Origin of the sequence: Methanothrix sp. (assembly GCF_030055635.1) — an archaeon.
Lineage (GTDB): Archaea > Halobacteriota > Methanosarcinia > Methanotrichales > Methanotrichaceae > Methanothrix_B.
Map to the genome: position 1 here is coordinate 66332 of NZ_JASFYM010000007.1, position 25079 is coordinate 91410.

Here is a 25079-nt window from a genome sequence, read left to right on the forward strand (position 1 = left end):
AGTTGTATTTATCTACAATCATAGAGACCGTATCTGCCTGGGCTGCCCAGGAGCCGAAGATATATGCCCTGGCCATAGGCCTAATAGGGGCTGCCATAATATCCGCGGTCATCAACATCGGCGCCATGGCCGTGGTCTGGCTCGAGAGGAAGTTCCTGGGCGATCTGCAGGCGAGGTTCGGCCCCAACAGAGTTGGTAGCAGATGGGGTCTGCTGCAGCTGGGTGCTGATGCGATAAAGCTCTTCACAAAGGAGGACAGCATACCCAGAGGCGCGGACAAGCCTGTCTACGTCTGGGCGCCGATAATAGCGAGCATAACAACGATGCTTGTGGCAGCTGCAATACCCTTCGGCGCGCTGAGGATCGACGGGAAGGATTATCCTCTGGTCGTTGCGAACATGGACATCAGCGCGTTCTATGTTGAAGCTGCGCTCTCCATAATGACGATCGCGGTCTTCATGGCCGGGTTCAGCTCCAACAACAAGTACTCGATGCTTGGCGCCTTCAGAGGCATAGCCAGGATGATCGCCTACGAGGTTCCGATGGGCGTCTGCGTCATAGGGGTTGCTCTGATGGCCCACAGCCTCAACCTGGTCGAGATAGTTGAGAGCCAGACGCTCTGGTACGCATTCGCCCAGCCGCTCGGGTTCATAGTATTCACCATAGCTCTTGTGACCGATCTAGGCAGGATACCCTTCGATCAGAGCGAGGCAGAGGAGGAGATCATCGCTGGATACACAACAGAGTACGGCGGCATAAGATGGGGCCTGCTGTACTTCCAGGAGTACATCAACATGCTCCTCGGCTCGATACTCATGGTGCTGCTCTTCCTCGGCGGCTGGAAGGGCCCGAGCATACCTCTGATAACAGTGATCTCCCCGATGGTCTGGTTCCTCATGAAGGTCCTGATAGTGCTGCTCTTCCTGATCTGGGTCAGGGGCTCGCTGGTGAGGTTCAGAATCGATCAGGTCACAGATCTTGGATGGAAGTGGATGCTTCCGCTCTCGCTGGTAAACCTGGCGTGGGCAGCGTTTGTTGGCCTTTACTTCGCATGAGGTGATCCGGAATGGTGCTCAAGTCGTTGAAGTACACTCTGAAGACAGCGCTCACAACAACAGAGGTCACCAGGCTGTATCCAGAGGTCATGATGGAGCTGCCCGCCAACGAGAGGGGCATACACGAGCTCGACGCCACGACGTGCATAGGCTGCGGCTCCTGCGCCAGGATCTGCCCGAACAGCTGCATAGAGATGGTCCCATACAGATACGGCAACCCGCTGAAGAACAGGAAGATGCAGTTTCCGCAGATCGATTACGGCAGGTGCACGTTCTGCGGCCTTTGCGTCGATGAGTGTCCCGTCTCCTGCCTGAAGATGGGAAAGACCACAGAGATCGCGGGCTGGGATAGGAAGGACATAGTCTACGGGCCTGACAGGATCGCGGTGAAGAAGTTCTCCGAGAAGGAGGTCGCTGAGCTGGAGGCTGAGGCGAAGCGGCAGGCCGAGGAGAAGAAGAAGGCTGCTGCGGCAGCGGCAAAGGAGAAGGCCGCAAAGGCGAAGGGAAAGGAGAACAAGGCAAAGGCGAAGCTTGGCGAGGGTGGTGAGGCCTGATGGAGAAGGACTATCTGAAGTACATCAAGCATCTCTTCGAGCTGATTCTGCTTCTGATCGCTCTGGGAGTGATATTCGGAGCGCTTGCGTACATTGTGTACATCTCCCCGTGGAGCTGGAGGTTGCTGGATAGGATCTACGATATCAGGTTCCTCATAGAGCTCGGCGTCTTTGCGACGCTCTCTGTTCTGATCCTCGGTCTCGCGGTGCTCACGGTCTACTCCAGAAACATTGTGCACAGCGCCCTGTATCTGATAGGCAGCTTTGCTGGTGTTGCGGCCCTGTACATATCGCTGAACGCCCCCTTCCTGGGCGTCGCACAGGTTCTGGTATACATCGGCGCTGTGGGCGTGCTGATACTCTTCGCCGTGATGCTCACAAGACGCACGATAATGGAGGAGTCCCATGGTTAAAGTGAAGACTACGATACTGTTGGTGATCTTCCTGGCGGCACTGATCGCATCGATATCAGTGACACCATGGGAGTACGGAGAGATGAAGAAGCAGTACAGCTTCCAGCCGGCCAAGGAGGGTGTCAGAATGCCGGAAAGCGGCATCGGGGATGTAGGGGCGGAGCTGTTCACGATCTACATGTTTCCGTTTGAGCTGCTCTCCCTAGTCCTCCTGGCAGCCCTGATCGGAGCGATATACATAGCAAGAAAGGAGATGGCCTGAGGGAGGCAGAGAGATGAGAAGGAGGGAGAGATACGATCCCGCTTGAGTTATACATTATGCTTGCCGCTGTCATGTTCTCCATAGGTCTATATGGTCTGGCGACACAGAGAAACGGCGTCAAGCTGATGATGTGCGTTGAGCTCATGCTCAACAGCGCCAACATAAACCTGGTGGCCTTCTCAGCCTACCAGCCGAACGTGAGCGGCCAGGTTTTCGCTCTGTTCTCGATAGCTCTGGCCGCGGCTGAGGCCGGTATAGGGCTTGCCATACTGATAACACTGTACAGGCTGTACGGAACCATTGATCTGGACAACATAAACGCTCTGAGGTGGTGACGTTGTACGCCGATTACGCTTATCTGATCGTGGGGCTGCCGGTGCTGGCATTCATTCTCACGATCTTCTTCGGTTGGCATCTGCCGAGGGGCGGAGGATTTCTCACAGTGCTGGCGACCTTCATAGGGTTCCTAATATCCGCGGGAATATTCCTGGAGACGTTCCCTGAGAAGGTCGTCCATCAGTCGATGCACTGGTTTGCGACACTGAATGTGGGAATACTGATAGATCCTCTGGCAATTGTGATGCTGCTGATGGTCACATTTGTATGCACGCTGATACACACGTATGCTCTGGGGTACATGAACGGCGACCCGGGCATGGCGAGGTACTTCGCTGAGGCGGGTCTCTTCACGGCAGCCATGCTCGGCCTGGTTTACTCGGATAACCTGCTGCAGCTCTTCATATTCTGGGAGCTTGTGGGTCTGTGCTCGTATCTGCTGATCGGCTTCTGGTACAGGAAACCCTCTGCAGCATCTGCTGCAAAGAAGGCCTTCCTGACGACTAGAGTCGGCGACGTGATGTTCCTCGCCGGCATAATACTGCTGTACAACAACATGGCGAAGATAGGGCTTCCAGAGGGAACATACCTGCTCCAGTTCCCGGTGATATATGAGAACCTGACCAAGATCGACCCGACGCAGCTCACACTGGTATCGCTGCTGCTCCTCGGTGGCGCTGCAGGCAAGTCGGGCCAGTTCCCCCTGGATATCTGGCTTCCGGATGCGATGGAGGGCCCGACAACAGTCTCTGCGATGATCCACGCTGCCACAATGGTCACGGCCGGTGTCTACCTGGTCGCGAGGATGTTCCCGCTGTTCTACGCGGCTCCCTATGGCCTCCTCGCTGTGGCATACGTCGGAGGGTTCACAGCGCTCTACGCTGCGAGTATGGGTCTTGCAGCATTCGATATCAAGAGAGTTCTCGCGTTCTCGACGGTCAGCCAGCTGGGCTACATGATGCTGGCCCTTGGCGTTGGATCTGTCGTGGGCGCAGCAGCGGTCGGAGTCTCGATGTTCCATCTGATCGGCCACTCGTTCTTCAAGGCGCTCCTCTTCCTCTGCGCCGGATCTGTCATACACGCGGTAGCGACGAACGACCTGCGCGAGATGGGCGGCGTCGGGAGGTACATGAGGTGGACGGCCGGGACAATGGCCGTAGGCGGTCTTGCTCTCGCAGGGTTCCCCGGAACAACGGGATTCTTCTCGAAGGACGAGATCCTTGTCACAGCATGGGAGTATGGAGCTGCGACACATGACTACCTGCCTTACATCTTCGGCATAGTGGCAGCACTGCTCACAGCGTTCTACACTTTCAGGATGTGGTTCCTGACGTTCACAGGAGAGCCGCGCTCGGATTACCACAAGCACGAGTCTCCGTGGATCATGCTTGGCCCGCTTGTGATACTCGCGTTCTTCGCGCTCTTCTTCGGCATGCCTGCCCAGGAGGGCTTCTACGAGACGGTTGGCAACAACTTCGCCCACTACGGCGTGGACTTCGAGGAGCTCGCTCCGATCGGAGGGCATGTGGTGGAGCATGGAGGAGAGGAAGCGGTGCACGAGCCGTTCATAATCAAGATACTCCCGATACTGGTTGGGGTCGGCGGCATAATCCTGGCGCTGCTATTCTACTCTCCATGGAAGAAGCTCGATATCAGGAGGTTCGTTGGCGAGAAGGATCTGCTGAGAACCATACTGGTGAAGAGGTACTACCAGCATGAGATATTCACAGCATGGTTCGCTGAGACCGTGGTGTACGGGATATCATTGATAGCGAACATATTCGATATAAGGATCGTTGATGGAGTGCTGAACAAGATCAGCGAGACGACTCTTGGATTTGCCAATTCGATCAGAAGAGCGCAGACGGGAGTCATACAGAACTACATCACAGCACTGGTCTTCGGGATCGTGGTGCTTGTGATTGTGATCAAGCTGGCGATGGAGGTGGGCCTGTGATCTCAAACGCCATATCCATAATGATAGCTGTGCCTCTGATAGGCGCGGTTCTGGCGTTCCTGACCAGAAGCAGGGGGCAGGCCCGGCTGGTTGCCCTGATAGCCTCACTGGTTCCGCTGGCGCTGGCGCTTCAGATGTACACCGAGTTCGACAAGTCCTCGAAGCTGATGCAGTTCGTCGAGAGCTACGACTGGGTGCCATCGATAGGTGTCAGGTACACAGTCGGCGTCGACTGCATAAGCTTCCCGCTGGTGCTGCTCACGGCCATAGTCTCCGTGCTGGTTGTGATTTATGCATGGGGTGAGAACCACAGGCCCAACCAGTTCTTCGCGCTGCTCCTGCTCAACGAGGTTGGTGTTCTCGGAGTCTTCACGGCCCTGGACTTCTTCCTGTTCTACATATTCTGGGAGATCGTCCTGATACCGATGTTCTTCCTGATCGGCATCTGGGGCGGGCCGAGGAAGGACTACTCAGCGATCAAGTTCTTCATCTACACACACGTCGCGAGTCTGGTCATGCTGCTTGCGATCTTCGCGATGTACTTCACCTACAGGCTGCCTGACGGATCAAGAACGTTCGATATGCTGACGCTTCTCCAGGCGACCGCTGACAAGAGCATATTCCCGCCGAGCCTGATCAACGCGATATTCGCGGGTCTCCTCTTCGGCTTCCTGGTGAAGATGCCCGCGTTCCCGTTCCACACATGGCTTCCGGATGCACACGTCGAGGCTCCGACAGCCGGTTCGGTGGTTCTGGCAGCGCTGCTGCTCAAGATGGGCGGCTACGGTATATTCAGGGTCATACTGCCGATGCTTCCGCATGTCGACAAGGCGTTCGTCACTGTGATCGCTGTCATAGGCGTGCTGAGCATAATCTACGGAGCGTTCCTGGCTCTGGCGCAGAAGGACATCAAGAAGCTTGTAGCGTACTCATCGATCAGCCACATGGGCTTCGTCACCCTGGGCGCTGTGGCGTTCACCTGGCTCTCGATACAGGGAGCTATGTTCCAGCAGTTCTCCCATGGCATCATAACATGCGCCCTGTTCATGTCCGCGGGAACGATACAGCACTCGGTGGGCACCAGGATCATCTCAGAGCTCGGTGGACTGGCTGACAGGATGCCAAAGTTCGCATCGCTCATGCTTGCAGCATTCCTGGCGTCCCTGGGCCTCCCCGGGATGAGCGGGTTCGTCGCTGAGTTCATGGTCCTGACCGGGTCGTACCCAACGTTCCCGGTGTACACACTGCTGGTGGTCTTCACGAGCGTCGGTGTGACCGCGGGTTACCATCTCTGGGCGTGCCAGAAGGTGCTCTTCGGCCCGATACTGAAGAAGTACCTGGATATACACGATCCGCATGCCTACGAGCTGCTTGCCATGAGCGCGATCGTCTTCCTGACGCTGCTCTTCGGCCTGCAGCCTGCTCTGATCACGGACATGATGGGGACTGCGGCCAATCAGGTGATGGAGCCTGTTGTGACCCTCTCGCAGATGGGGGTGATCTGAGGTGGATCTTGGACACTACGCCCCGCTTGGGGCAGAGGCTTTGCTTACAGCGGTTTCACTGCTGGTCGTGCTTGTCGGTCTGTTCACCAAGGGAAGGAGCTCGCTACCCGGATACCTGAGCCTGGCGGCGCTCGTAGTGGCGATGTGGATGGTGCTCACAGCCGAGACCGGCACGGTCTTCTTCTACGATTCTCTGAGGGTCGATGGCTTCTCCCAGTTCTTCAAGGCCGTGTTCATACTGGTCTCGCTGCTCGTCGTCATCGCGTCGCTGACCCGCTACAACGGGCGTGTGGGGGGCGATGAGTACTTCGCCCTGCTTCTGATGGCGACCGTGGGCATGATGGTGGTTGCGAGCGCCATAGATCTGGTCTCGCTCTTCATAGGCTTCGAGCTCGCGAGCTTGTCCACGTACGCGATGGCCGGGTTCGATAAGACGAAGAAGAACCTGGAGGCTGCGATGAAGTACTTCCTGTACGGCGCGGCCTCGTCGGCGTTCATGCTCTTCGGCTTCTCGATGCTCTACGGCATGACAGGGAGCACGAAGATCGCGGATATCGCAGGTGCATCGCTGGCTCAGTTCAACCCGGCGATACTGCTCGCGCTGATCTTCGTGATCGTCGGGTTCGCGTTCAAGATGGCCCTGGTCCCGTTCCACATGTGGGCTCCCGATACATACGAGGGCGCGCCCGCGCTGGTCTCGGCGTTACTCGCAGCCGGTTCGAAGAAGATGGGGTTCGCTGCTGCGTTCAGGGTGATACTGATCGCGCTCCTGGCCCTGAAGCTCGAGTGGTACATGGCGTTCGCGATACTCGCGGCTGTGACGATGACCGTTGGGAACCTGGTCGCGTGCTGGCAGAACAACGTCAGGAGGATACTGGCGTACTCGAGCATCGCGCAGGCAGGGTACATCTCCATAGCATTCGTTGTGCTCGGAGTTGCATCCGAGGGCATGACGGGTCCGAACAACCTGCCACTCGACCAGTACGCGCTCGCCGGCGGTCTGCTTCTCGTCCTCGGACACGCGATCATGAAGACAGGAGCATTCATAAGCACGGCGCAGGTCGCATCGATCGCGAAGAACACCGAGGATCCGGACGATATCTCGAACTACGCTGGTCTCGGAAGAAGAGCGCCGGTAACAGCGTTCTGCATGACGATCTTCATGTTCGCGCTCGCAGGGATTCCACCGACGGCAGGCTACTTCGGCAAGTTCGTCGTCTTCGGGTCTGCGATATACGGCGGGCTGGTGTGGCTCGCGGTCCTCGCGATACTGAACAGCGCGCTATCGCTCTACTACTACCTGAGGATCATAAGCTACATGTACCTCAGGGAGCCTGCCGGGCCGAAGGTATCGGAGTCGAAGGGCTATGTCCTCTCGCTGCTCCTGGCCCTGATCGGGACATTCTGGATCGGCGTGCTACCGGACGGATTCTTCAACTGGGCGATGCAGGCGGCAGCTGCGCTGCTGCCATAGCGTCGCTTTGCTTTATTTTTAAGTTAGAACCAATGCGCGGTGCATTTTGTGGTTTTCATCAAGATGATGGCGAATCCATCTCCTGATACGACCCTCTCAATAAAGATATTCTGGGTGCTGGTAGCTAAAAATGGAGCGCTGGGAACGAATGCGCATCTTTAAAAGTAAAAGGGGATGATAGACCCATAAGGAGGCAATCCATTGGCGTCTATCAAGAGCTTGTTGTTCATCTGGATAAATATGGTTTTCGGAACGATTCTGGTTTTCAAATCAGATGTAACAAAGGTATGGAAGAGCATTAAACTGATAACGAGAAAGGGTTGATCATATGTGACCAGGTACAGGCCCGCGACAAAGATCGTGCTGAAGATCCTGGAATGCATAGACAGGAATCAGTCCAGGGGCCGCGCGATAAAGACGCACATCATCCAGTGCTCCAACCTCAAGGCGGCATCCGCGGACAGATATCTGGATATGCTCAGGGATGCCGGCTACATCCTGGAGAGGCATGAGCAGTGGGGGGAGAGGCAGATCACGGCTTATGAGCTCACTCCTCTTGGCAGAGAGAGGTACGAATGGTTCAGGAAGATAAATGCCGAGCTGTTCGAGCAGTCCGGCTGGGGTGATGAGTGATTTTATGCATGAGAGTCTGACTGATAGGGTTTACAGCCTTGCCGAGCTGCTTGAGGCTCGAAGGAGACGAATGCGTCTTATTCTCTTTATGTGCTTCATGATCTCGTCGATCGCAGTCGCTTTCAGTGTGTGGAGCTATCTGGTTCTCGCACACCAGAAGGGTCCGGTCGGTCAGCAGATGCTTCTCCCGGCTCTCGGAGCCCTGCTGGGAGCCGTGCTTCTCGCAGTGGGTCTGAGGAGATACATCCGTGTCAGGAGATGCGATAGGTCTCTGGATGAGCTTGAGAGGCTCGAGGAGACCGTTTACAGAGAGGTCTTCCGGGCCAGGTGATCAGGCAAGGTAAAAATCTCCTGCAGCCCTGTAGCTGGGACGCTGGCTCATCAGACGCATCCTTGTCCAGCCCTCTGTCCTCTCCTGCGCCCTGTAGAAGCACCTCTGGAGGCTGATCTCCCCGTAGAACCGCTCATCCTCCCTCATGGCTGCCAGGAGGCTCTCGGTGAAGACGCTCAGGCTGCCGAACCAGGCCTCGTTGCTCGCCTCGTTCTCCCTGCTCGATGCCAGCATCACCTGGCCCGGCATGATTATCTTCTCGAGGTTTGCGCTGCCGCAGGCGTCCACGATGATCACCAGGTTCTTCAGATCCTTTGTGTACCTGTAAATCTCATCAATATCTATGAAGCTGGAGGGATCACCATTAGCATCCTGCGGTATCAGGTAGTATCTCCCATACCTGGTCTCACCGTGGCCTGAGAAGTAGAAGACGATCTTCGAAGCGCCTTTCTTGCTCCTGAGCGCGCCGAGGCCTTTCTCGAGGATGTTCCCCTTCGTTGGCTTCGTATCGCTCCTGTCTGTGATCTCGATGACCTCGTAGCCGTAGGATTTCAGGAGTGTCGCGAATGCCTCGGCATCGTTAACGGATGCCCGTAGGGACGGCCTGTCCTGGTAGCTGTTGATGCCCACGACGACAGCGTATTTCCTCTCTGAATTTCTTTTATCGTACTTGTAGCTCTCAAAATCCGGAGCAATTTTCTGTTGTTCGATGCTGTTCGACGATCGCAGGTGGTTGAGAGAGGTGCTAACATGCGATCTCACAGCAACGCTCTTCATCTCCGGCGTATGTTCCTGGTCATCTGTGCCCGATAGGGCCATCAGATCCTCCTCTGTGCGCGAGCGCGAGACACCTGGCAGGCGTCTCTCCTCAGCAGATGTGTAAAGCGATCTGATGCTCTGGCTGCTCTTTTCATATGAGACAGAAGGGTTCTCCGCGGAGCTCTGATATTCTGCGCTCATCTGGTGGCCGACCCGTCTGTAGAAAGAGCTTCCCTGCCCAGTGTTTATGTAGGTGTACCTCGCGTTCGCGTCCTTAGCATATGGAAGCGCAGGAGGCTCGACATTCCTGGAGTAGAGGTAGCTGATGCTGGAGCCAATGGACGATCTGCTTTTAAGGATTGGATCTTCATTCGAGTACTGAGAGGCTATCTGCTCCAGAACCTCAAATGACCTGCTCCTCGATGGGACGTAGCTGTAATTGATCTCGCTGTAAGAGGACAGAGCGTTCAGCGCATCCCATGCCTGGTCGGATGGCACTCTTGGCGTTATGTCCGGCTTGCTTTCATCGCTGTATGCGTAAAGTTTTGAAAGGCCCTCGAGGCCTTGCACAGCAGGAGCTAGGATCAGCAGGATCATCACTGAGATCAACAGCAGAAGCTGCTTCAACCCAACCACCTGTCAGCATACCGGATGCATCACAGCAAGCCTGAATGTTTGCTTTATGAGCTTCTGATACTCACTCTATTTAAGGATTCTGTGAACTGAAGAGGCGCCTGCTCATTCCTAGTCAGTAACTAAATTAATTAACACAGATACTGATGCTCTGTTAGTAGGGGTGATTCTCAAACAGTTATAATGAATGTGATTTAAACATACCAACAAACTCAGGCCGAGGATGGTGTTTGCCCATGAGGAGGCAGATAGCTCTGATTCTGATAGCACTTGTTGCAGCGTCAGCCACTGCTCTGGCCTGGGACAACGTCAAGATCCTGGAGTTCAACAGCAGGCTTCTTGATGGGGAGAGAAAGAGCGCTGTGAGCCCCACGGATGGTGGTATGTTGCTTGAGGGATACACAGGCTTCGAGCTTGCTGATGAGGTGAGCCGTGGCCTCAGCGAGATCATCGCCCAGGCCCCATCCTTCGATGAGCCGCCGGTCTTCGACAGCGCCGCGCTTGAGAGGGAGTTCACGAAGAGCTTCGAGGCTCTGAGCTCGGAGGGGTTTGATGTGACCTTCACAGATCAGGATCTCAGACAGAAAGTGGTATCCTTGGAGAATGCTCTCATCGGGCTGCAGCAGCTCTCCTTCAGCGAACTTCCCGATCTTAGCAGCTCACAGGAATGGAAGAGAAGGTTCGGATCAGGCTACTCTGCTATCCTTTCTGGCAGTGGTCAGGCTGTAACACAGCGATCGTGATCGCGAGATCCCGGGACCTACAGGTTCATGCTCACCACGCGGGGTCATGCGTCTTGATGCCCGCGGAGGTCAGCCATGAGGAGATTTATCCTGCTGCATGCGCAGTGCATCAGTCATCCGAGGATGACGATCTCCAAAAGGTTATATAGTAATTTTCCGATATTTCTGCTCATCTGGAGGAAGTGTTCGGATCATCGCCGATAAAAGGGGGCTGCATCATAAAAGGTATGAGATCTGCTTATACGTGCGGCATCTCCGCTGGTGGCCATCTGTTCTCGCGGGATGCGCGACGGCCTGGCGCGCGCGCTCCGTCTCCATTGAGAAGATGCTCGAATCAGATAGCGCTGGTATCACTGATGGTCATAATCACATCGCTCAGCGCCAACGCCGGTGATCAAAGCCCGGTGCTATTCACAATGGGCGACAGCTCGATCGTGGACGAGTACATCAACAGGTCACGCGAGGCTCCGAGGGTTGTGACCGTGGAGCCCTCCAGCCCCTGGGAGTCCAGGAGGATATGGTTCGGGGAGGATGAAATCGGGAGAGAGGAGTACCTGGATATGATCGATCTGGTCTGGGGCATGTACCTCGAGGATCTGAACTACTCCACGTACCTCCTGGATGAGTACATCGCGAAGAACATCTCGGGAAGGGAGGCGATGACCGCGACCGTGAGCCTCTTCGTCTTCGCCTCGCAGACCGTGGAGATGCTCGCTCAGATCCAGCCGCCCCCAGATCTCGCGCACTACCACAACATAACACTCCAGGCGGTGCTGAACCTCGAGGGCTACCTCTGGAACATGGGGAGGTTCTACGAGACGAGCAGGCGCGTTTACGCGATGCAGGCGCACGATTCCTTCAACAAAAGCATGAGCCTCTACGACGAGGGTATGGAGATCAGGCGTGCGATCGCATGACTGAACAGCGCATATAAAAGATGGGGCGGAGCTTCTTGCTCCGCCCTTAAGACAACATGCCGCAACCTTCGCGATCACTCCCCTATCGCTCTTATAAGCCAGTTCACCTTCACGGTCTCATTATCAGGAGTCTTGAGCTCCGCGGGCAGGAGCTGGCCGTTCGCGACGAAGTACGAGTTGCCCGTGCCGTTGCCGAGCTCAGCGCCTATGAACATGTTTCCGCGATCGTAGAAGGTTACGTAGAAGTCGCCTGTGAGTTTGATCGGCGGAACCTCTATCGCCGCGACTACGGGTCTATCCGGCGACGCGAAGTAGTAGTTCTGCGTGTCTGCGAACTTGTAGAGGAGCTTTGTGCTGTTGTCGCGTACTTCAAGGAGGAAGTTGCCGTCCGGCGGGATTGTTTTGGTAGAGGTGTTGAACCCGCTCCATCCCAGGATCACGATGTATCTCAGCTGCCAGCCATCCCGAGGAGCCCTGAACCTCACGGCCTCGCCGATATTCACACCCGCAAACCCGAAGCTTAGGTAGGGCGTGTAGAGCGTGTAGTTCATCTCTGTTATGTTCTTCCCGCTATCGGATATCAGGATTGAGGGCCTTGGCGTGTTCTCAGAATGATCCGTCTGGGCGTCAGCACTATCCGGGCTGAAGAGCCTTGGGCTCTCAGCCAAGGCCTGGGCGCCGAACAGTAGGACGGCTGCCAGGCACAGAAGCACAGCTATCTTTGCTACGAACTGAGACATGTCCACAGCTCTCGGGATCGGGGTTAAAGAACTTTGCTAAAGACAGGTAAGTATCTCAAGTAATTACATGTGTTAATTAAGACAGATACGTAACTTCTCTTCGGTGTGCTATAAGTAAAACCTCATGCTAAATAGTTTTGACAGGTTCTGATCGGAGCTCTGTGGGATCCGGTCGGGGCTTGAGTAACCCATAAGGAGGCAAAAGGAATATGAAGAGATTGATAGCTGTGCTGGTGGTGCTGGTAGCCCTGATGGCGTCGGCGATGGCTTACCAGATAACACTGCCCAAGGACTGGGATAAGATCCCGGCGGGAACAGTCTACTGGAGTGGAGGATACGCGGCAAGCGGTGTGGTGGCTGAGGTAGGAAATCCAACATCCCTTAACCCAACATCCACATTGAGTTTCAACTCTAACCAGGGCGTATCAGGCACACTCACCAACACCCTGAAGACCTACACAACTGGAAAGGCAGAGGGTGTCAGCAGGCAGTATGTGTACCAGGACGGCAGCATGTGGGGCATCCAGAAGGCTCCCAACACAGTGACATACGATGCTCAGAACTACAAACCTGAGGTTCTCGCTGCTGCTGGGTTCACGCGCAGCCAGTATGCGGCATTCAGCGGAAATCTGGGAGGAGATCCTGGCAAACCCGCCAATCAAGGTGATGCGTTCTTCGGTGTTTACTTCCCGAACGAACCCAATGGAGGAGTAGCTGTTACTGCAGATGGTCTGACATTGAAGTCTGGCATTGACACAGCGGGCGCAGATGTGCCCACTAACTGGGCTGGAGTGAGGGTTGGTACACATAGCATAGCAACTGGGAGTACTAGCAGACTCTATGAGGCATTTGCAGGAACCGCGTCATCCGGATCGGCGATGAAGGTTAAGGTAGAGGGCGCTGATGGTGCAGTTACCACGCAGAACAGGGTCAGCGGCTACGGCGAGTTCTTCGGCGGGTTCACAGATGCATGGGTGCCAGTTGGCTACAACAACAGAATCGAGATCGAGTTCTCGTCTGAGAAATCATACTGGCCAGACTGGACATCAGGGTCGATTAAGAACGAGTACGAGTTCTGGCTAGTGTGAGCAGATCTATGATGTGGAGGCGCGCAAATGAGATCGGTGGTCGCTGTGCTGATCGTGCTGGCCGTCCTGAGCCTGCCGTCGACAGGCACCACCGACACCAGCGCCTTCACATCCACATATTTTAAGGCGATCAACGCGGACTCCAGCGCACTGAGGACTTTCTCAGAGAACATCATACGTACCCCGGATCTCAGTCTTCTGTCCAGAGGGCAGGTGACAGCGGAGATAAATGGCATCGGCGTCTCAGAGATATCACAGAATGCGCTCTGCTCTGCTGGAAAGTACGAGTACTACAGCGGGTTCGCATCGCTATCAAGCTCCGTATCAGGCACCGGAGTGCAGCAGGTGTACTCTGGCATGTCCTTCGAGGGCTTAACCGTTCTGACGAACCCTTCAGACGATTATTCTGCACAGACAAATGTAATGGCCAAAATCTTCGGCCTAGGAATGGGAAGTCTTAAAACAGATAGCATCAAGGACTGCAAGACCATATTCTTCATGCAGGGTGGGCATACCACAGAGGCTAGTGCCCTCTTCTGGCCTGTGATCGAGAAGGAGCAGAAACCACAAAACCACTATTCTGTAACCTTTGAGCCATACGCTGTGGAGCTGGAGCAGCCGGCAGATTATTTTGGACGTGATGTAAACCTGCAGTTCGGTCTCTCAGACAGCGGGATAGAGTTCTACGGATATGACTTCTATCAGGAGATCGAGATAGGCGGAACAAGCTGCATGTCTGGCATGCGTTACCTGAGGGACGTATGAGACGTACCGAAGTCTTAGGTATTTTAATTATAGCATCTGTGATAATGCCGGTTGCATCAGGGGATGTCAGCATCAGCATAGGATGCTACAACAATGAAGATGTACTTTCCATAGATATATCCGGAGAGAACTTCGGATACGGGGGAATGCTGATGCTGGAGCCTGACTTCATGTGGTACCAGAACGGCGGCTCCTCGACCTACCCTGAGAGCTGGTACAGCTTCAGCGCGAGCCTCAACGGCGAAAGCCTGGGCTCAGGTGCGCGCACGAACTCCGGTGGGTTCAAATGGAGCGCGGAGCTGGGTTCCGGCTGGATGGGGGATGATCGTGCCAATGCCTTTGAACTCTCCGCCAAGCACATGGTGAAGGATGGAGAGCTCGATACGTTCGCAAAAAGCCCCACAATCTCAACCACGGAGTCGATAAGCGCAGTGGATGCTGTTTATATGGAATCCATAGCTTCTGGCAGAGAGCAGTTCAGCCTGAAAGGTTATGGCAGGACGTCTGCTGACACCCGGGAGAGGTCAAAACCATCAACAGATCCCAGCCCGCAGGTCATCGACCCGCTTCCTGCGTACATAAAGCTGACAGGGCAGGTACAGTACCTGGAGGTCGGACCAATCCCCTCAACAACCAATCAAGTGGATCAGTTGTTGCCGGTGGGCAGCCAGTCGACTGGCACAAACAGCGAACAGCTTTCTGCAGCTGATCGAGGCTCAAACCCTGTTGTCACATCCTCAAGCACAGCATCTTCAGGTATCTCTCTTTCCGATATCAAGGGGTTCAGCCAGATGATCACAGTTTCCGGCAAAGGCACTGATGGGTATATAGACACCAAGATATACGTGGATAGCTCTGCGATATGGACTGCAGGTGTCAAGTCTGATGAAGAGAAATTCGTATTTGGAATGGGAACTGAGGGAACGTCTCTCAGCGGTACAAGCATGCTGAAGATGGAGGGTGCAGCGGCAAGTATACCCAAGCAGATCCTGCCTCCAGGATCTGTTGAGGTCAAGAAATCCCCCGTCCCATCAGGACCAGACTACTATGAGACTCTGGTAAACGAGAAGATCAACGAGTTCTACAGTGAATACCCCACAAGCAGCGGAATAAAACCACCAACTGCATATTATCAGATGGAAAACCAGGCATCTCTGCTCTCAATTCCAGCGACCAGCACAACAAACTCCGTGTCCGGGGGATCATCGGGCGATTATTTCCTGATGAACATGGGCTTCACCTCATTTATAGGTGGCGTGCTTTTTAGATGAGATGCGGGTTGAAGTCTAACCTCGTCGATATTCAGGGCTTGACTTTTTTTGCTTTTGCTGCTGTGTTGGATAACCTCCCGTGATGACGTCTCTAGATATCGATTCTGATCTATTATCCATGCATTCCTGAAATCGTCTTCTGCTTGCGTATTTCCATGACTTATCCAACACAGCAGCTTTTGCGCTTTTTCCACACGTTTTAGATAGACCATCGAGACTTTAATATGCCACCAAAAGTTATTTATTCTCCGCCATTATTAAAAATTTAATCCAAAGTCGCGATAGGTATCTGATGCACCAGTTTTGCGATGCCACTTATGATAACCTGGTGTGTCAGATCATTGATATCATGCATTGGAATCAAAACCTGGGTGGGATGGGTCTGGAGAGAGGGACACTTGCAGCTGCATTTCTGGTTGTTGCGGTCTCTGCTATCTGTCCCTCCGAAGCCAAGATGGGTTATGATATCATCGCATCTGTGGACTCCACCACCTGGGAGCTTCACCGCTCTATTCTGAACACAACCTTCTCCGATACCAGCTATGCATCCGGAACAGGAACGTTCCAGAAGTACAGCAGCATAGACGGCTTCGTGGGCGTGGAGGCCAAAGAGCGGTGGTCATCCAGCAACGGCACGCTGGGGTTCGCTGAGCAGCAGCTTCTGACCGCCCGTGAGGGGCCTGTTTACATCAAGATCAACGCGCAGGAGGTGACCATCCCCGACGAGGAGAAGCCCGAAGAGGAGGAAAAGCGGTTCGTAACCCGCAGCTCTGCAGAGATCACGGTGGACGAGTACTGGAGGGCCTTCTACGGGAATAACAAGAGGATATCCTATAAGGGGAAGGGTATCAGGGGCGCGGAGACGTTCAACAACAACGGGGACGTGGTCGCGACCAGGCTCGATTCATGGAAGCTGACCCGTGAGAGCGGATATCAGGCAGTCATCACCAGAACGATGATAGATTCATCCATCAAGCCAGGATCCCTCGATGTGGATCTGCGTCAGAACAGATCGACCCGGTTCAAGCTCGGCATGTCCTCCATCGGCGTCCTCAGCCACCTGGGGGTGATGCGTCAGGAGGACGAGCGGAAATACGGGCGCATCTCGAATAACCTCGCCATCTACGAGGACTACATGGGCCAGCACACGATAACCCTGAACATCACGATGGGCCAGAGCTTCAGGCAGCCAGACCTGACGAACATACCATGGCTCGAGTGCTGCTTCGGCGGCGATGTCGGGGGCGGGTCGGAGAGCTGGAGGCCGCCGCAGTGGGATGGAAGCAGGGCATCGAGCGATCGCATCTTCAGCGCTGAGCCCTGATACAACTGTTATTTTGGCTGCTCATCCATCGGATGGCTGAGCTGCGCAGCCTTGTATACACACAGCGCACGTTCTTCTAGCATGGGAATGTATTAATATACATCCTCCCAGACCTTCGTCACATGATAGAAATCACAGATGCGGCCGCGATGGTCATGAAGGAGCATCTCGTTCCGGGAAAGGTCGTGAGGATGTTTCTCGCAGCTATCGATGAGACGGGTGCGAACTACGGTCTTGCTGTTACAGATCCATCTGAGAATGATGTTCTCTTCGAGAGCAACGGGATAACGATACACATGAGCCCGGAGGATGCGGAGATACTGAGCGAGACGATAATCGACTTCATCGATGACCCTGAGATCGGGAGGGGCTTCATCATCTACGGTCCCGGCGAGGAGTCATGCGGATGCGGCCATCACGAGCATGATTACGGCTGCGGATGCCACTGATCTGTAACCTGACATGCAGGTGGTCTGATTGACAGCTCTCGTCACCGGAGGTGCTGGATTCATAGGCTCCAACCTGGTCGAGGAGCTTGTGAGAAGGGGCGAGGATGTCATCGTGCTTGACAACCTCCAGACTGGGAGCCTGAGGAACCTCGAGGGTCTCGATGTTGAGGTTGTGATGATGAGCTGCAATGACATCCCGCGGCTGGATGTCAACGCTGAGATGATATACCATCTGGGAATACCCTCATCCTCCCCGATGTACAAGGAGAACCCGTTTCTCGTGGGCGAGGCGCTGAACGGGTTCATCTCTGTGATGGAGCTGGCGCGAAGGTGCAGCGCCCGGGTCGTCTACGCGTCCACATCCTCCCTCTACAACGGGCTCGAGCCGCCCCACCGTGAGGACATGGAGATCAGGGTCACGGATTACTACACAGAGGCGAGGTTCGCGATGGAGCGGATCGCAGAGCTCTACAGAAGGCTCTTCAACGTCAGCTCCCTGGGGATGAGGTTCTTCTCCGTATATGGCCCTAGGGAGGAGTCGAAGGGGAAATACGCGAACATGATCACCCAGTTCCTGTGGGGCATGATGAGAAACGAGCCGCCTGTCATTTACGGAGACGGATCACAGACCAGGGATTTCATCTATGTAAAGGATGTGGTGAGAGCGCTCATCCTAGGGATGGAGTCTGATCACAATGGAGTCCTGAACGTCGGTACCGGCAGGGCCCACAGCTTCAATGATGTTATAAATACCCTGAGCAGGAAGCTCGGAGCTGAGGTAAAACCGAGGTACGTCGAGAACCCGATAAAAAACTACGTGCAGCACACGCTGGCGGACACAAGAGCTGCCATGGATATTCTCGGGTTCCGGGCGGAGCACGACCTGGAGAGCGGGATCGCCGAGCTGATAGGGTACTACAGAGCGTGATGGCCCCGGGCATATACAGATTTTGTTTGTGAGCCGCCTGGAGAGTGTTCTCTGATTTTGCAGAAATCGCAATGGCTTTTGAATTTCATCCTAAAAGGCGATCGTCCGTGAATATCGACCTCTGCTAAATCGCTCTGGATGCCGCCCGCCAGCCTGCGATGATGTGAAATGCCACGGTGACCATCCGGTCCATGAAAGCTATAGATAGGCCTGTTGATGCCGGAATTCCCTGTGTGGCGAGGAGCGCTGCCATGCCGCCCTCGACAAGACCCAGGCCGGATACGCTCACCGGTATGAGCGAGAGGGCGCTGACCAGCGGCAGCATAAGAAACAGCATCTGAAGCGATGGCTCTTGGCCCACCGAGCTCGCGAGGATGTGGACTCTCAGAGCGTGTGTGGCCCAGGCGATGACGGTCAGGAGAACGGATCTTGTCATGACGAACCTGATATCATTCACGGCGGTGAGGGAATCGAAGAAGAGGGCGAGCGGAGCAAGGCGATCCGAGCTTCTCAGCATTTCGGAGATCGCTCTTCTGCTGTGCAGGATCGCAGCTGAGGCCAGAGCCACGATCGCAAGCACCAGCGGGATTAAAACCACCTCCCCTCGCTCCCGGAAGAACAGAATAACTCCACAGGCTCCGAGCATGAACATAGTGAGGATATCAGAGAGCCTGTCCAGGACGATAGATGCGAGACCCCTGCTCATCTCGATTCTCTCTCTCACAAGAAGAGGCCGCGAGAGCTCCCCGATCCTCGCTGGTGTGATATCCGAGAGAATCATCCCGCCAGCGAATGCCTGGTATGCCGATTTCAGGGGTACATCCACGCCCATATCGTGAAGTATCATTCTCCATCTTGTTGATAGGATGAGAAACGTTATGGAGTATACGGAGACGGCCATGAGAACATACGCTGGTTTTGCCGAGAGGATCGTCCTCGCCACGTCTCCTGGGCCGAGCCTGTGGAGCAGGAATGCCACAAGCATCAGGCCGAATGCGAGCCGCAGGATCTCTTTGAATCTCATCACATCCTCTACGTATATCCGGTGTTTCAGGATTTCGTCAGGAGATGCACCCGCCTGATCAGCTTGCCCTCTGTGTAGAGTGAGATCTCCAGCCTGGATGTGTTACTAATCTCCTCAGAGCTGAGGTTCATCGACCAGATAGATTCTCCATCGAGCGCGAACTGGTGGCTGCTCAGAGTGCGCCCATCACCGGTGATATCCAGGCTGTAGCTGGTCTTACCAGCATGGTTAGCCACAACGACTCTCACATCTGAACTCTTGTATGATGGCACATCCCCCTTCTGGTCTGTGAGGTATAGTTCGACAGGCCTCTCCTCCTCCATGCTCAGAGCGATTGCGATCGCCATCACAAGAATCAGTATCGGAACTGTTCGTTTGACACCGATCCTGAGCTCTGCAAGATTCACATCATACGCGTTACCCTTTCCCCGTCTCCTTAATATGGAGACGACTGTGAAGACTGCAGTTGCAATAGTGAGAGAGATTAGGAGCCTTGAATTCCAGAGGCTCAGGCCCAGTGCATCAATACCCACTGCAATCAGGCACACCACAGCTACATTCAGCCCAATGCTCATCACCAGGCGCTCGATGGGATCGAGGTCATTATTACCGGGGAACAAAGCCACCGTGAGTGTGTAGCCGGGAAGGAGCAGGATAATCGGAAATGCAATCAATGGCACCCCAAGGCATGCGCCCGCGATTCCGATGGACAGCAGCGTAGATGTCAGAACCGCATCCCTTGGAATATCTTTCATACACACAGCTGACACCTCCTATCCCATGTAAATCCAGGCCTCTCCGTTATCGTATATCCTGGACGTCTTCCGCTCAAGCTTCTCGATCACATCTCCTTTCAATGGTTTCTTCTCTTTGAGCAGCCACTCACCAAATTCAGCATACCTCATCATTCTCTCCCGAACCAGAACAAAGTCAATGCCATCTGAGAAACTGTCGGGATCGAGCTTCTCGCGTACAGAGGTGCTTTTTCGCTCCAGCAGATCTATTGAGAGATCTGATGTGATATTCTCGAGCTGGAGAGAGGCGTATCCCACATATCTGTCTGTATGCAGCATTCCTTCTGCACTGTGATCCCTCAGATACCCAAGCGCCATGATCTCAGTCTCTGGATGGTATATGACATACGCCCTGGCATCATATCTGGGATCACCTGGTGGGAACTCCTGCCCCCAGAAAACGGTTGACGGAAACGCCACAACTAGGCTTAAAAGACATATCAGAGCCATGGCAGTGGCTCCTGCCTTCGAATCCATCCTCTGGACCATAGATACAATGCCATAAGCTCCGACCACCGCCAGCGATGGGTAGATGAACTCTATGAACCTGAGCGGGTCCTCAAAATAGTAAAGCTTCAGGATGCTTCCCAGAAATAGCACAGCCAAACCGCCAGACCATGCAAGGAATGGTATGCCCCTTGTATTCATAAAGCCCCTCAGGCCAACAACCGCGAGGATGATCATCATCAGGCCGTTCGCATAGAATTGCATCGGATAGCTCAGTGCGAAGAAGGATCTTCCGAGGAGAAAGTTCAGAGCAAAAGCTGCGCCGATTGCGATTAAGACAATCAATCCGTAATAAATAGGCGTAGAGAGGTGCTGAAGCCGATGTGCACGTGATCTGATGTGTATGATACTATCGTTTAAAAGGCTGAGTGATGCGTAGATCAAGATCATGATCACGACGATCGTAGCAGCAGGATCCAATGGGATCCTATCGGGAAGAATCTTGTCCACTGTGCTGACCACAAGTCTGTAAATGCTCGGCAGTCTCATGCTCCACCACAATAATGGAACGGCAAAGGCGGATAGCGACAGAACGAGAGCCCTGATGGCGTCTTGATGGTTTTTAGAAACGAACAGCAGATATGCAAGTGCGAATGAGTTGATCCAGACAACGAATATAATTGCTGTTAAATGATGCGTGAGCGCGAGAGAGCTTATGATTATTAGAGCAGCCGGAAGGTAGCGGGTGCTGCAAAAGGCTCTGTATGAGAGGTAGAAAGCGATCAGCGCCATGGGGATGCCGAGAGATTCAGTTGCAGCCTGGGATATCCAGTGTACGTATGCGGTACCAACCGAGAGAAGCAGTCCGGAGGCTATGGCGATCCTGCTGTCGAAGAAGTCCCTTGCGATTAGATAGAGGGAGAGAATGCCAGCTGCGCTGAACGCTGGGATTAAAAACTTCTGGAGGGTCATGGCTTCTGTGTGCATATACGTTGACGCGGCCGCGATCAGAGTGTGAAGCGCGGGCTGCTGGTCTGGATAGTATACGGGTGAGAGGAGTCCGCTCTTCATAATTTTGAGTATCATCGAGTACTCGAACCACGGGTCGCCCCATGTGAGATACTTGAAGCGAAACGCCAGCACCAGGGATGACTGAACGGTGCAGAGTGCGAGGCCAACCGGACTTTCTGTCAGCCAGGTACGGTATACCAGAATAGAATAGCAGGCTGCGAACAGTATCACAGCCACTATGTTAGTCCTGCTAAGGGCAAGCCCCAAGAGACCACATAGAAAAAGCATGATCTCAAGTTCATGATCGGTTCTCCTTAGATCTCCCATGCTCTCATCCTATCCCGTTTGATCGTTCAAATTTTTCAAGCATACTTGATAAAACTATTTTACTGACATTCACATCACCGTCAGCGCCAGCGTGATCATCCCCATGGATATGCAGAACCAGGAGAAGCTGACCTCCCTGGCGAATCTCATGAGCATGTCCATCGTCGCATACCCTGCGATGAACGATGATGTTAGCATTGCAGCTCCGGGCAGCGGCTGAATCGAGAGGGATCCTGTGAGGCACTCGAGCGCGATCGCGCCGAGCACAGCAGGCACGCTTATTATGAATGATATCAGCAGAGCCTCCTCCTGCTTCACCCCCCGCATCAGCAGAACTGTGAGTGTGGTGCCGGATCTCGACACCCCGGGAAGTATCGAGAAGCCCTGCGCCAGCCCGAGGAGGGCCATGTCCTTCGTTGTGATATCCTCCATGTTTCTGGTGGACGAGCCACGCAGCATGAGCATCAGCCCTGTGATTATGAGAAGAGATCCTATGAGCAGAGTCGCCTTTTCGCCGCCTGTGAAGCTTTCCCTGAATAGCATGTAAAGGGGCACGCCAGTCACCCCTGTGAAGAGCGTGGCGACGATCATGGTTCTCATGAGCTTTGATTCCATCATCATGAACTCACGCCTGAACCTTACGATCACGGCCAGCATCGTGCCTGTGTGCAGGAATATCGAGGATGAGAGCGCGTCAGAGGGGCTCATACCCAGCCAGTTCATCATCGCCAGCATCGTCTGGCCCTCGCTGCTCACAGGCAGCCATTCCGTGATACCCTGGAGCGCGCCCAGAAGCAGAGCCTGAAATGCATCCATTCCAGCACCGATCTGCTGCAGAGTATTTCACAGTTTTGGGGAAGATTTTTAATCGGGCTCTCTCTTTCACCACTGGTGATTCTCTGATTCCGGATCTGATCCTCGCAGCATCCGCGGTTCTCCTCACAACCGCATGCGGCCTGCCGTTTCTGCGGAGCTCAAGGGGTCGCGCTCTGACAAGGCTCTCGCTCTCGTTCACCCTTGGCTGTGTGCTCCTCATCATATCAGGAATCGCAGGGGGTCTTACCGGAATCGACCCCCTGATCCCGCAGACGTCTCTTCTCGTCATATGCCTCGCAGCGTGCGTCTACGGCTTCGCACACAGGAGCATGGATATCAAGCGGCTCGATCGCGATGATCTGATCGCAATCGGTATGGCAGCTCTGTATCTGGTCGTAGGCGTCATCTTCTTCAACCGCATATCGATGTGGATGGGAGGGGACGCGGTTGCGCACGCTGAGCTGATCCGAACGCTGCTCGACGGCGAGAAGCTCCCTGTGGGTCTCCCGCGTGTGGGAAGCTACTGGGAGTACTATCCCAAGGGGTTCCACCACTACGCCTATCCCTTTGCAAGGATGTTCTCCGTCGAAGATGTGATTCAGGTGCTGCCTGTGGTCATCACATCCGTAACGCCGCTCCTGATCTACTCGATTGTGAGGGAAACAAGAGCTGAGGCAGCGACGTATGCAACTCTCCTCGCGACGTTTCTGTTTCCGGCGCACTACAGCCATCTCATATGGGGAGGTTATCCGACGGCGACTGCGGAGATGCTTCTCGTCGCATCCGTTCTCTCCTGCATCGTCGAAATTCGAGCTCTGCCCGTGATGCTCCTGGGCGCGCTCCTTGCACACGCGCGTGTCCTCGCCATCTCCATCGCCGTTCTCTCCTCGTGGGCTGCGGCAGCGAACCTCCGGCGGTTCAGGAGGATTCACCAGCAGCTCCTGCTGATCACCACAGTGGCGATGCTGGCTCTTTATATCATGCTTCATCGTCCAGATTACCTGATATCCGTCTTCGGCGACAGGATCCAGGCGAGCGATTTCGTCGCCCGATGGTACCCATCGATACTTGCGCTTCTCGGTGGCATCATCGCATTCATGCGAGATGAACGGCTGGATCGGATGGCGCTTGCATGGGCCGGGGCTGTGATAGCTGTGGTCCTCCTGGCGGATTCAGGCCCGCTCAGCTTCATCGGCACTCCTGACAGGATTCTTTTGGAGCTGTACCTGCCGCTGAGCATTCTGGGCGCTCTGGCGCTCTCAAGGATGGACAGTGGCGATCTCGGACTCAGGCGGGCTTTTCTTCTCGCTCTTCTCCTGGTCGGGGTGGTCTCGATGATGGTTGTGCTGGAGAGCTATGCTGGATCCTGGGGAATGCCGCGTGAGGATCACGATGCCATCATGTGGATAAAGGCACAGAACATGAGCGACGCTGTCTGCGTGAACCTGGACGAGACGGGTGCGTGGATTTATCCTCTCACTGGCGTCCGGGTTGCGAGGGGGAGGTTCACAGGGGGATTCAGCTACCCCCTGCCGGGCATGGTGATAAGAGACCCGAACGATCCCACGGTCCTGGAGGCCCTTGAAAGGCTCGGGCGCAGGAATGTTCTCATATACGTCTCAAGCGTCTCCATCAGCCGTCCCGGGCATGTGCCCCCGTTTGCGGAGCACGCTGGAGCTTTCCCCACAGTGAACATGAGCTTCTCGCCGGAGCACTACGATCTCGTCTACGACAGGGGCGCCAGGATCTACAGGTTCCGCTGAAGGCTGGATCTTATAGTATCGATGTGCTGTGTTGGATAAGTCATGAAAATACGCAAGCGGAAGACGATTTCAGGAATGCATGGAGAATAGATAGGAATCGATATCTCGAGACGTCATCACGGGAGGTTATCCAACACAGCAGTATCGATGCTCTCTTTCCAGCTCTCGAAGTAGCCCCCGAGAATCCTTTGCTTCTGGTCGTCCCAGAGCTTTCTGTAGGTGTAGAAATACTCCGAGATCTCGAGCTCATCGCCATAGACCACCGCGTAATCGCTCATCACAGATGCCTTCACTCTGAGTGGCAGACGCTCGAAGATCCTTATATCGTAGAGAGGTCTGGCCATGCCTATAAGGCTGCGCAGAAGATCGAGGTTCCTCTCTGTATCTCTGCTCCTGGTTATCACTGCGACATCTGTATCCGAGCCCTCCCTGAACTCGCCGGTGACGTAGGATCCGTAGGCTACAACCTCGTGATCCTTCAGAAAGTGCAGATCCCTTCTGATCTCCTCAAGGGTTATCATTGGAGGTACACCTCCACGATCTCCATGAACTCATAGAGGGCTTTCTTTACGTCATCGACTGAATCCAGCGCGAGCTTCTCATCGAGCCTGTCGAATCTGTGAACCGGGTAGTTTCTCAGGCCATTGCATTTCCGCAGCTTCTGAGCGAGATCTGGTTTCAAAGCTCCCATCTCCTCAAGAGACCCTATGTTTCTGTAATCGTCCTCCATTTCCGACATCTCTAAGAAGCATGGCTGCTA

Annotated in this window: 27 protein-coding genes; 19 read left to right on the forward strand and 8 right to left on the reverse strand. The window is 54.6% G+C overall.

Annotated features, from left to right (window positions below; translation table 11 throughout):
* Positions 1–2 precede the first annotated feature (2 nt).
* The 10 genes from fpoH to QFX31_RS04455 all read left to right on the forward strand — a co-directional run bounded on the left by fpoH (position 3) and on the right by QFX31_RS04455 (position 8520).
* On the forward strand, positions 3–1055 hold the full coding sequence (gene fpoH / locus QFX31_RS04410; RefSeq protein WP_348530911.1) for a F420H2 dehydrogenase subunit FpoH: 1053 nt from the start codon (positions 3–5) through the stop codon (positions 1053–1055).
* An 11-nt stretch (positions 1056–1066) separates the two neighbouring features.
* Positions 1067–1609, forward strand: a complete 543-nt coding sequence (locus tag QFX31_RS04415; RefSeq protein ID WP_348530912.1) for an NADH-quinone oxidoreductase subunit I — start codon at positions 1067–1069, stop codon at positions 1607–1609.
* Positions 1609–2022 carry an NADH-quinone oxidoreductase subunit J gene (locus QFX31_RS04420; protein WP_348530913.1) on the forward strand — a complete coding sequence of 138 codons (414 nt, stop codon included), beginning with the start codon at positions 1609–1611 and terminating at the stop codon, positions 2020–2022. Before QFX31_RS04415 ends, QFX31_RS04420 begins: the two co-directional genes overlap by 1 nt.
* On the forward strand, positions 2015–2284 hold the full coding sequence (locus QFX31_RS04425; RefSeq protein ID WP_297760781.1) for an NADH-quinone oxidoreductase subunit J: 270 nt from the start codon (positions 2015–2017) through the stop codon (positions 2282–2284). The genes QFX31_RS04420 and QFX31_RS04425 overlap by 8 nt, the downstream gene beginning before the upstream one ends.
* Positions 2285–2319: 35 nt before the next feature.
* Positions 2320–2619 (forward strand): F420H2 dehydrogenase subunit FpoK, encoded by a 300-nt coding sequence (fpoK, locus tag QFX31_RS04430; protein WP_268741208.1) that lies wholly within the window; start codon positions 2320–2322, stop codon positions 2617–2619.
* A gap of 2 nt (positions 2620–2621) precedes the next feature.
* A complete protein-coding gene (nuoL, locus tag QFX31_RS04435; RefSeq protein ID WP_348530914.1) occupies positions 2622–4577 on the forward strand; it encodes an NADH-quinone oxidoreductase subunit L in 1956 nt (651 codons plus the stop codon).
* Complete coding sequence (locus QFX31_RS04440; protein ID WP_348530915.1) at positions 4574–6082, forward strand: NADH-quinone oxidoreductase subunit M; 1509 nt, start codon at positions 4574–4576, stop codon at positions 6080–6082. The genes nuoL and QFX31_RS04440 overlap by 4 nt, the downstream gene beginning before the upstream one ends.
* Before the next feature lies 1 nt (position 6083).
* Positions 6084–7556, forward strand: a complete 1473-nt coding sequence (locus QFX31_RS04445) for an NADH-quinone oxidoreductase subunit N (RefSeq protein WP_348530916.1) — start codon at positions 6084–6086, stop codon at positions 7554–7556.
* 330 nt (positions 7557–7886) lie between these two features.
* The gene (locus tag QFX31_RS04450; protein WP_348530917.1) at positions 7887–8189 is read left to right on the forward strand and encodes a winged helix-turn-helix domain-containing protein; all 303 of its coding nucleotides are present in this window, start codon (positions 7887–7889) and stop codon (positions 8187–8189) included.
* A 4-nt stretch (positions 8190–8193) separates the two neighbouring features.
* Positions 8194–8520, forward strand: a complete 327-nt coding sequence (locus QFX31_RS04455; RefSeq protein ID WP_348530918.1) for a hypothetical protein — start codon at positions 8194–8196, stop codon at positions 8518–8520.
* Here the strand turns inward: QFX31_RS04455 and QFX31_RS04460 are convergent, their stop codons facing one another.
* The gene (locus QFX31_RS04460) at positions 8521–9906 is read right to left on the reverse strand and encodes a caspase family protein (RefSeq protein WP_348530919.1); all 1386 of its coding nucleotides are present in this window, start codon (positions 9904–9906) and stop codon (positions 8521–8523) included.
* 242 nt (positions 9907–10148) lie between these two features.
* On the opposite strand from QFX31_RS04460, the gene QFX31_RS04465 reads away from it, so the two are divergent.
* Both QFX31_RS04465 and QFX31_RS04470 read left to right on the forward strand, forming a co-directional pair.
* Positions 10149–10655 (forward strand): hypothetical protein, encoded by a 507-nt coding sequence (locus tag QFX31_RS04465; RefSeq protein WP_348530920.1) that lies wholly within the window; start codon positions 10149–10151, stop codon positions 10653–10655.
* Between the two features lie 227 nt (positions 10656–10882).
* Positions 10883–11572, forward strand: coding sequence for a hypothetical protein (locus QFX31_RS04470; protein ID WP_348530921.1), 690 nt, complete (start codon positions 10883–10885; stop codon positions 11570–11572).
* Positions 11573–11646: 74 nt separating this feature from the next.
* Here QFX31_RS04470 and QFX31_RS04475 read toward each other — a convergent pair whose 3' ends face one another.
* The gene (locus QFX31_RS04475) at positions 11647–12312 is read right to left on the reverse strand and encodes a hypothetical protein (RefSeq protein WP_348530922.1); all 666 of its coding nucleotides are present in this window, start codon (positions 12310–12312) and stop codon (positions 11647–11649) included.
* Positions 12313–12521: 209 nt separating this feature from the next.
* On the opposite strand from QFX31_RS04475, the gene QFX31_RS04480 reads away from it, so the two are divergent.
* The 6 genes from QFX31_RS04480 (at position 12522) to QFX31_RS04505 (ending at position 18137) form a co-directional block, all read left to right on the forward strand.
* Positions 12522–13400: a hypothetical protein gene (locus QFX31_RS04480; protein ID WP_348530923.1), complete on the forward strand. Its 879-nt coding sequence runs from the start codon at positions 12522–12524 to the stop codon at positions 13398–13400.
* A 27-nt stretch (positions 13401–13427) separates the two neighbouring features.
* Entirely contained in the window at positions 13428–14165 is a 738-nt protein-coding gene (locus QFX31_RS04485; protein ID WP_348530924.1) for a hypothetical protein, read from the forward strand.
* A gap of 146 nt (positions 14166–14311) precedes the next feature.
* Positions 14312–15436: a hypothetical protein gene (locus QFX31_RS04490; RefSeq protein WP_348530925.1), complete on the forward strand. Its 1125-nt coding sequence runs from the start codon at positions 14312–14314 to the stop codon at positions 15434–15436.
* Positions 15437–15812: 376 nt separating this feature from the next.
* Entirely contained in the window at positions 15813–16760 is a 948-nt protein-coding gene (locus QFX31_RS04495; protein ID WP_348530926.1) for a hypothetical protein, read from the forward strand.
* Between the two features lie 122 nt (positions 16761–16882).
* Entirely contained in the window at positions 16883–17209 is a 327-nt protein-coding gene (locus QFX31_RS04500) for an iron-sulfur cluster biosynthesis family protein (protein WP_297761491.1), read from the forward strand.
* 28 nt (positions 17210–17237) lie between these two features.
* The gene (locus QFX31_RS04505) at positions 17238–18137 is read left to right on the forward strand and encodes an NAD-dependent epimerase/dehydratase family protein (RefSeq protein ID WP_348530927.1); all 900 of its coding nucleotides are present in this window, start codon (positions 17238–17240) and stop codon (positions 18135–18137) included.
* 124 nt (positions 18138–18261) lie between these two features.
* Here QFX31_RS04505 and QFX31_RS04510 read toward each other — a convergent pair whose 3' ends face one another.
* The 4 genes from QFX31_RS04510 to QFX31_RS04525 form a co-directional block, all read right to left on the reverse strand.
* The gene (locus QFX31_RS04510; protein WP_348530928.1) at positions 18262–19161 is read right to left on the reverse strand and encodes a lysylphosphatidylglycerol synthase transmembrane domain-containing protein; all 900 of its coding nucleotides are present in this window, start codon (positions 19159–19161) and stop codon (positions 18262–18264) included.
* Between the two features lie 26 nt (positions 19162–19187).
* Positions 19188–19916 carry a DUF1616 domain-containing protein gene (locus QFX31_RS04515; RefSeq protein WP_348530929.1) on the reverse strand — a complete coding sequence of 243 codons (729 nt, stop codon included), beginning with the start codon at positions 19914–19916 and terminating at the stop codon, positions 19188–19190.
* Positions 19917–19934: 18 nt separating this feature from the next.
* A complete protein-coding gene (locus tag QFX31_RS04520) occupies positions 19935–21701 on the reverse strand; it encodes a glycosyltransferase family 39 protein (protein WP_348530930.1) in 1767 nt (588 codons plus the stop codon).
* Positions 21702–21809: 108 nt separating this feature from the next.
* Complete coding sequence (locus QFX31_RS04525) at positions 21810–22556, reverse strand: undecaprenyl-diphosphate phosphatase (protein WP_348530931.1); 747 nt, start codon at positions 22554–22556, stop codon at positions 21810–21812.
* A gap of 35 nt (positions 22557–22591) precedes the next feature.
* Here QFX31_RS04525 and QFX31_RS04530 point away from each other — a divergent pair, with 35 nt between their 5' ends.
* Positions 22592–24319, forward strand: a complete 1728-nt coding sequence (locus QFX31_RS04530) for a hypothetical protein (protein ID WP_348530932.1) — start codon at positions 22592–22594, stop codon at positions 24317–24319.
* Positions 24320–24435: 116 nt separating this feature from the next.
* On the opposite strand, the gene QFX31_RS04535 is transcribed toward QFX31_RS04530, so the two are convergent.
* Together QFX31_RS04535 and QFX31_RS04540 are read right to left on the reverse strand one after the other, a co-directional pair.
* Positions 24436–24840: a nucleotidyltransferase domain-containing protein gene (locus tag QFX31_RS04535; RefSeq protein ID WP_348530933.1), complete on the reverse strand. Its 405-nt coding sequence runs from the start codon at positions 24838–24840 to the stop codon at positions 24436–24438.
* On the reverse strand, positions 24837–25049 hold the full coding sequence (locus QFX31_RS04540; RefSeq protein ID WP_348530934.1) for a HepT-like ribonuclease domain-containing protein: 213 nt from the start codon (positions 25047–25049) through the stop codon (positions 24837–24839). The genes QFX31_RS04535 and QFX31_RS04540 overlap by 4 nt, the downstream gene beginning before the upstream one ends.
* Positions 25050–25079 lie beyond the last annotated feature (30 nt).

Bases quoted from the DNA above. Each gene is read 5' to 3' on its own strand.
- QFX31_RS04425 (WP_297760781.1), top strand. From the start codon at position 2,015: ATGGTTAAAGTGAAGACTACGATACTGTTGGTGATCTTCCTGGCGGCA.
- QFX31_RS04420 (WP_348530913.1), top strand. From the start codon at position 1,609: ATGGAGAAGGACTATCTGAAGTACATCAAGCATCTCTTCGAGCTGATT.
- QFX31_RS04475 (WP_348530922.1), bottom strand. From the start codon at position 12,312: ATGTCTCAGTTCGTAGCAAAGATAGCTGTGCTTCTGTGCCTGGCAGCC.
- QFX31_RS04470 (WP_348530921.1), top strand. From the start codon at position 10,883: ATGAGATCTGCTTATACGTGCGGCATCTCCGCTGGTGGCCATCTGTTC.
- QFX31_RS04485 (WP_348530924.1), top strand. From the start codon at position 13,428: ATGAGATCGGTGGTCGCTGTGCTGATCGTGCTGGCCGTCCTGAGCCTG.
- QFX31_RS04495 (WP_348530926.1), top strand. From the start codon at position 15,813: ATGGGTCTGGAGAGAGGGACACTTGCAGCTGCATTTCTGGTTGTTGCG.
- QFX31_RS04535 (WP_348530933.1), bottom strand. From the start codon at position 24,840: ATGATAACCCTTGAGGAGATCAGAAGGGATCTGCACTTTCTGAAGGAT.
- QFX31_RS04525 (WP_348530931.1), bottom strand. From the start codon at position 22,556: ATGGATGCATTTCAGGCTCTGCTTCTGGGCGCGCTCCAGGGTATCACG.
- QFX31_RS04515 (WP_348530929.1), bottom strand. From the start codon at position 19,916: ATGAAAGATATTCCAAGGGATGCGGTTCTGACATCTACGCTGCTGTCC.
- QFX31_RS04510 (WP_348530928.1), bottom strand. From the start codon at position 19,161: ATGAGATTCAAAGAGATCCTGCGGCTCGCATTCGGCCTGATGCTTGTG.
- QFX31_RS04415 (WP_348530912.1), top strand. From the start codon at position 1,067: ATGGTGCTCAAGTCGTTGAAGTACACTCTGAAGACAGCGCTCACAACA.
- QFX31_RS04455 (WP_348530918.1), top strand. From the start codon at position 8,194: ATGCATGAGAGTCTGACTGATAGGGTTTACAGCCTTGCCGAGCTGCTT.
- QFX31_RS04490 (WP_348530925.1), top strand. From the start codon at position 14,312: ATGCTGATGCTGGAGCCTGACTTCATGTGGTACCAGAACGGCGGCTCC.
- QFX31_RS04500 (WP_297761491.1), top strand. From the start codon at position 16,883: ATGATAGAAATCACAGATGCGGCCGCGATGGTCATGAAGGAGCATCTC.
- QFX31_RS04520 (WP_348530930.1), bottom strand. From the start codon at position 21,701: ATGCTTTTTCTATGTGGTCTCTTGGGGCTTGCCCTTAGCAGGACTAAC.
- QFX31_RS04480 (WP_348530923.1), top strand. From the start codon at position 12,522: ATGAAGAGATTGATAGCTGTGCTGGTGGTGCTGGTAGCCCTGATGGCG.
- QFX31_RS04465 (WP_348530920.1), top strand. From the start codon at position 10,149: ATGAGGAGGCAGATAGCTCTGATTCTGATAGCACTTGTTGCAGCGTCA.
- QFX31_RS04540 (WP_348530934.1), bottom strand. From the start codon at position 25,049: ATGGAGGACGATTACAGAAACATAGGGTCTCTTGAGGAGATGGGAGCT.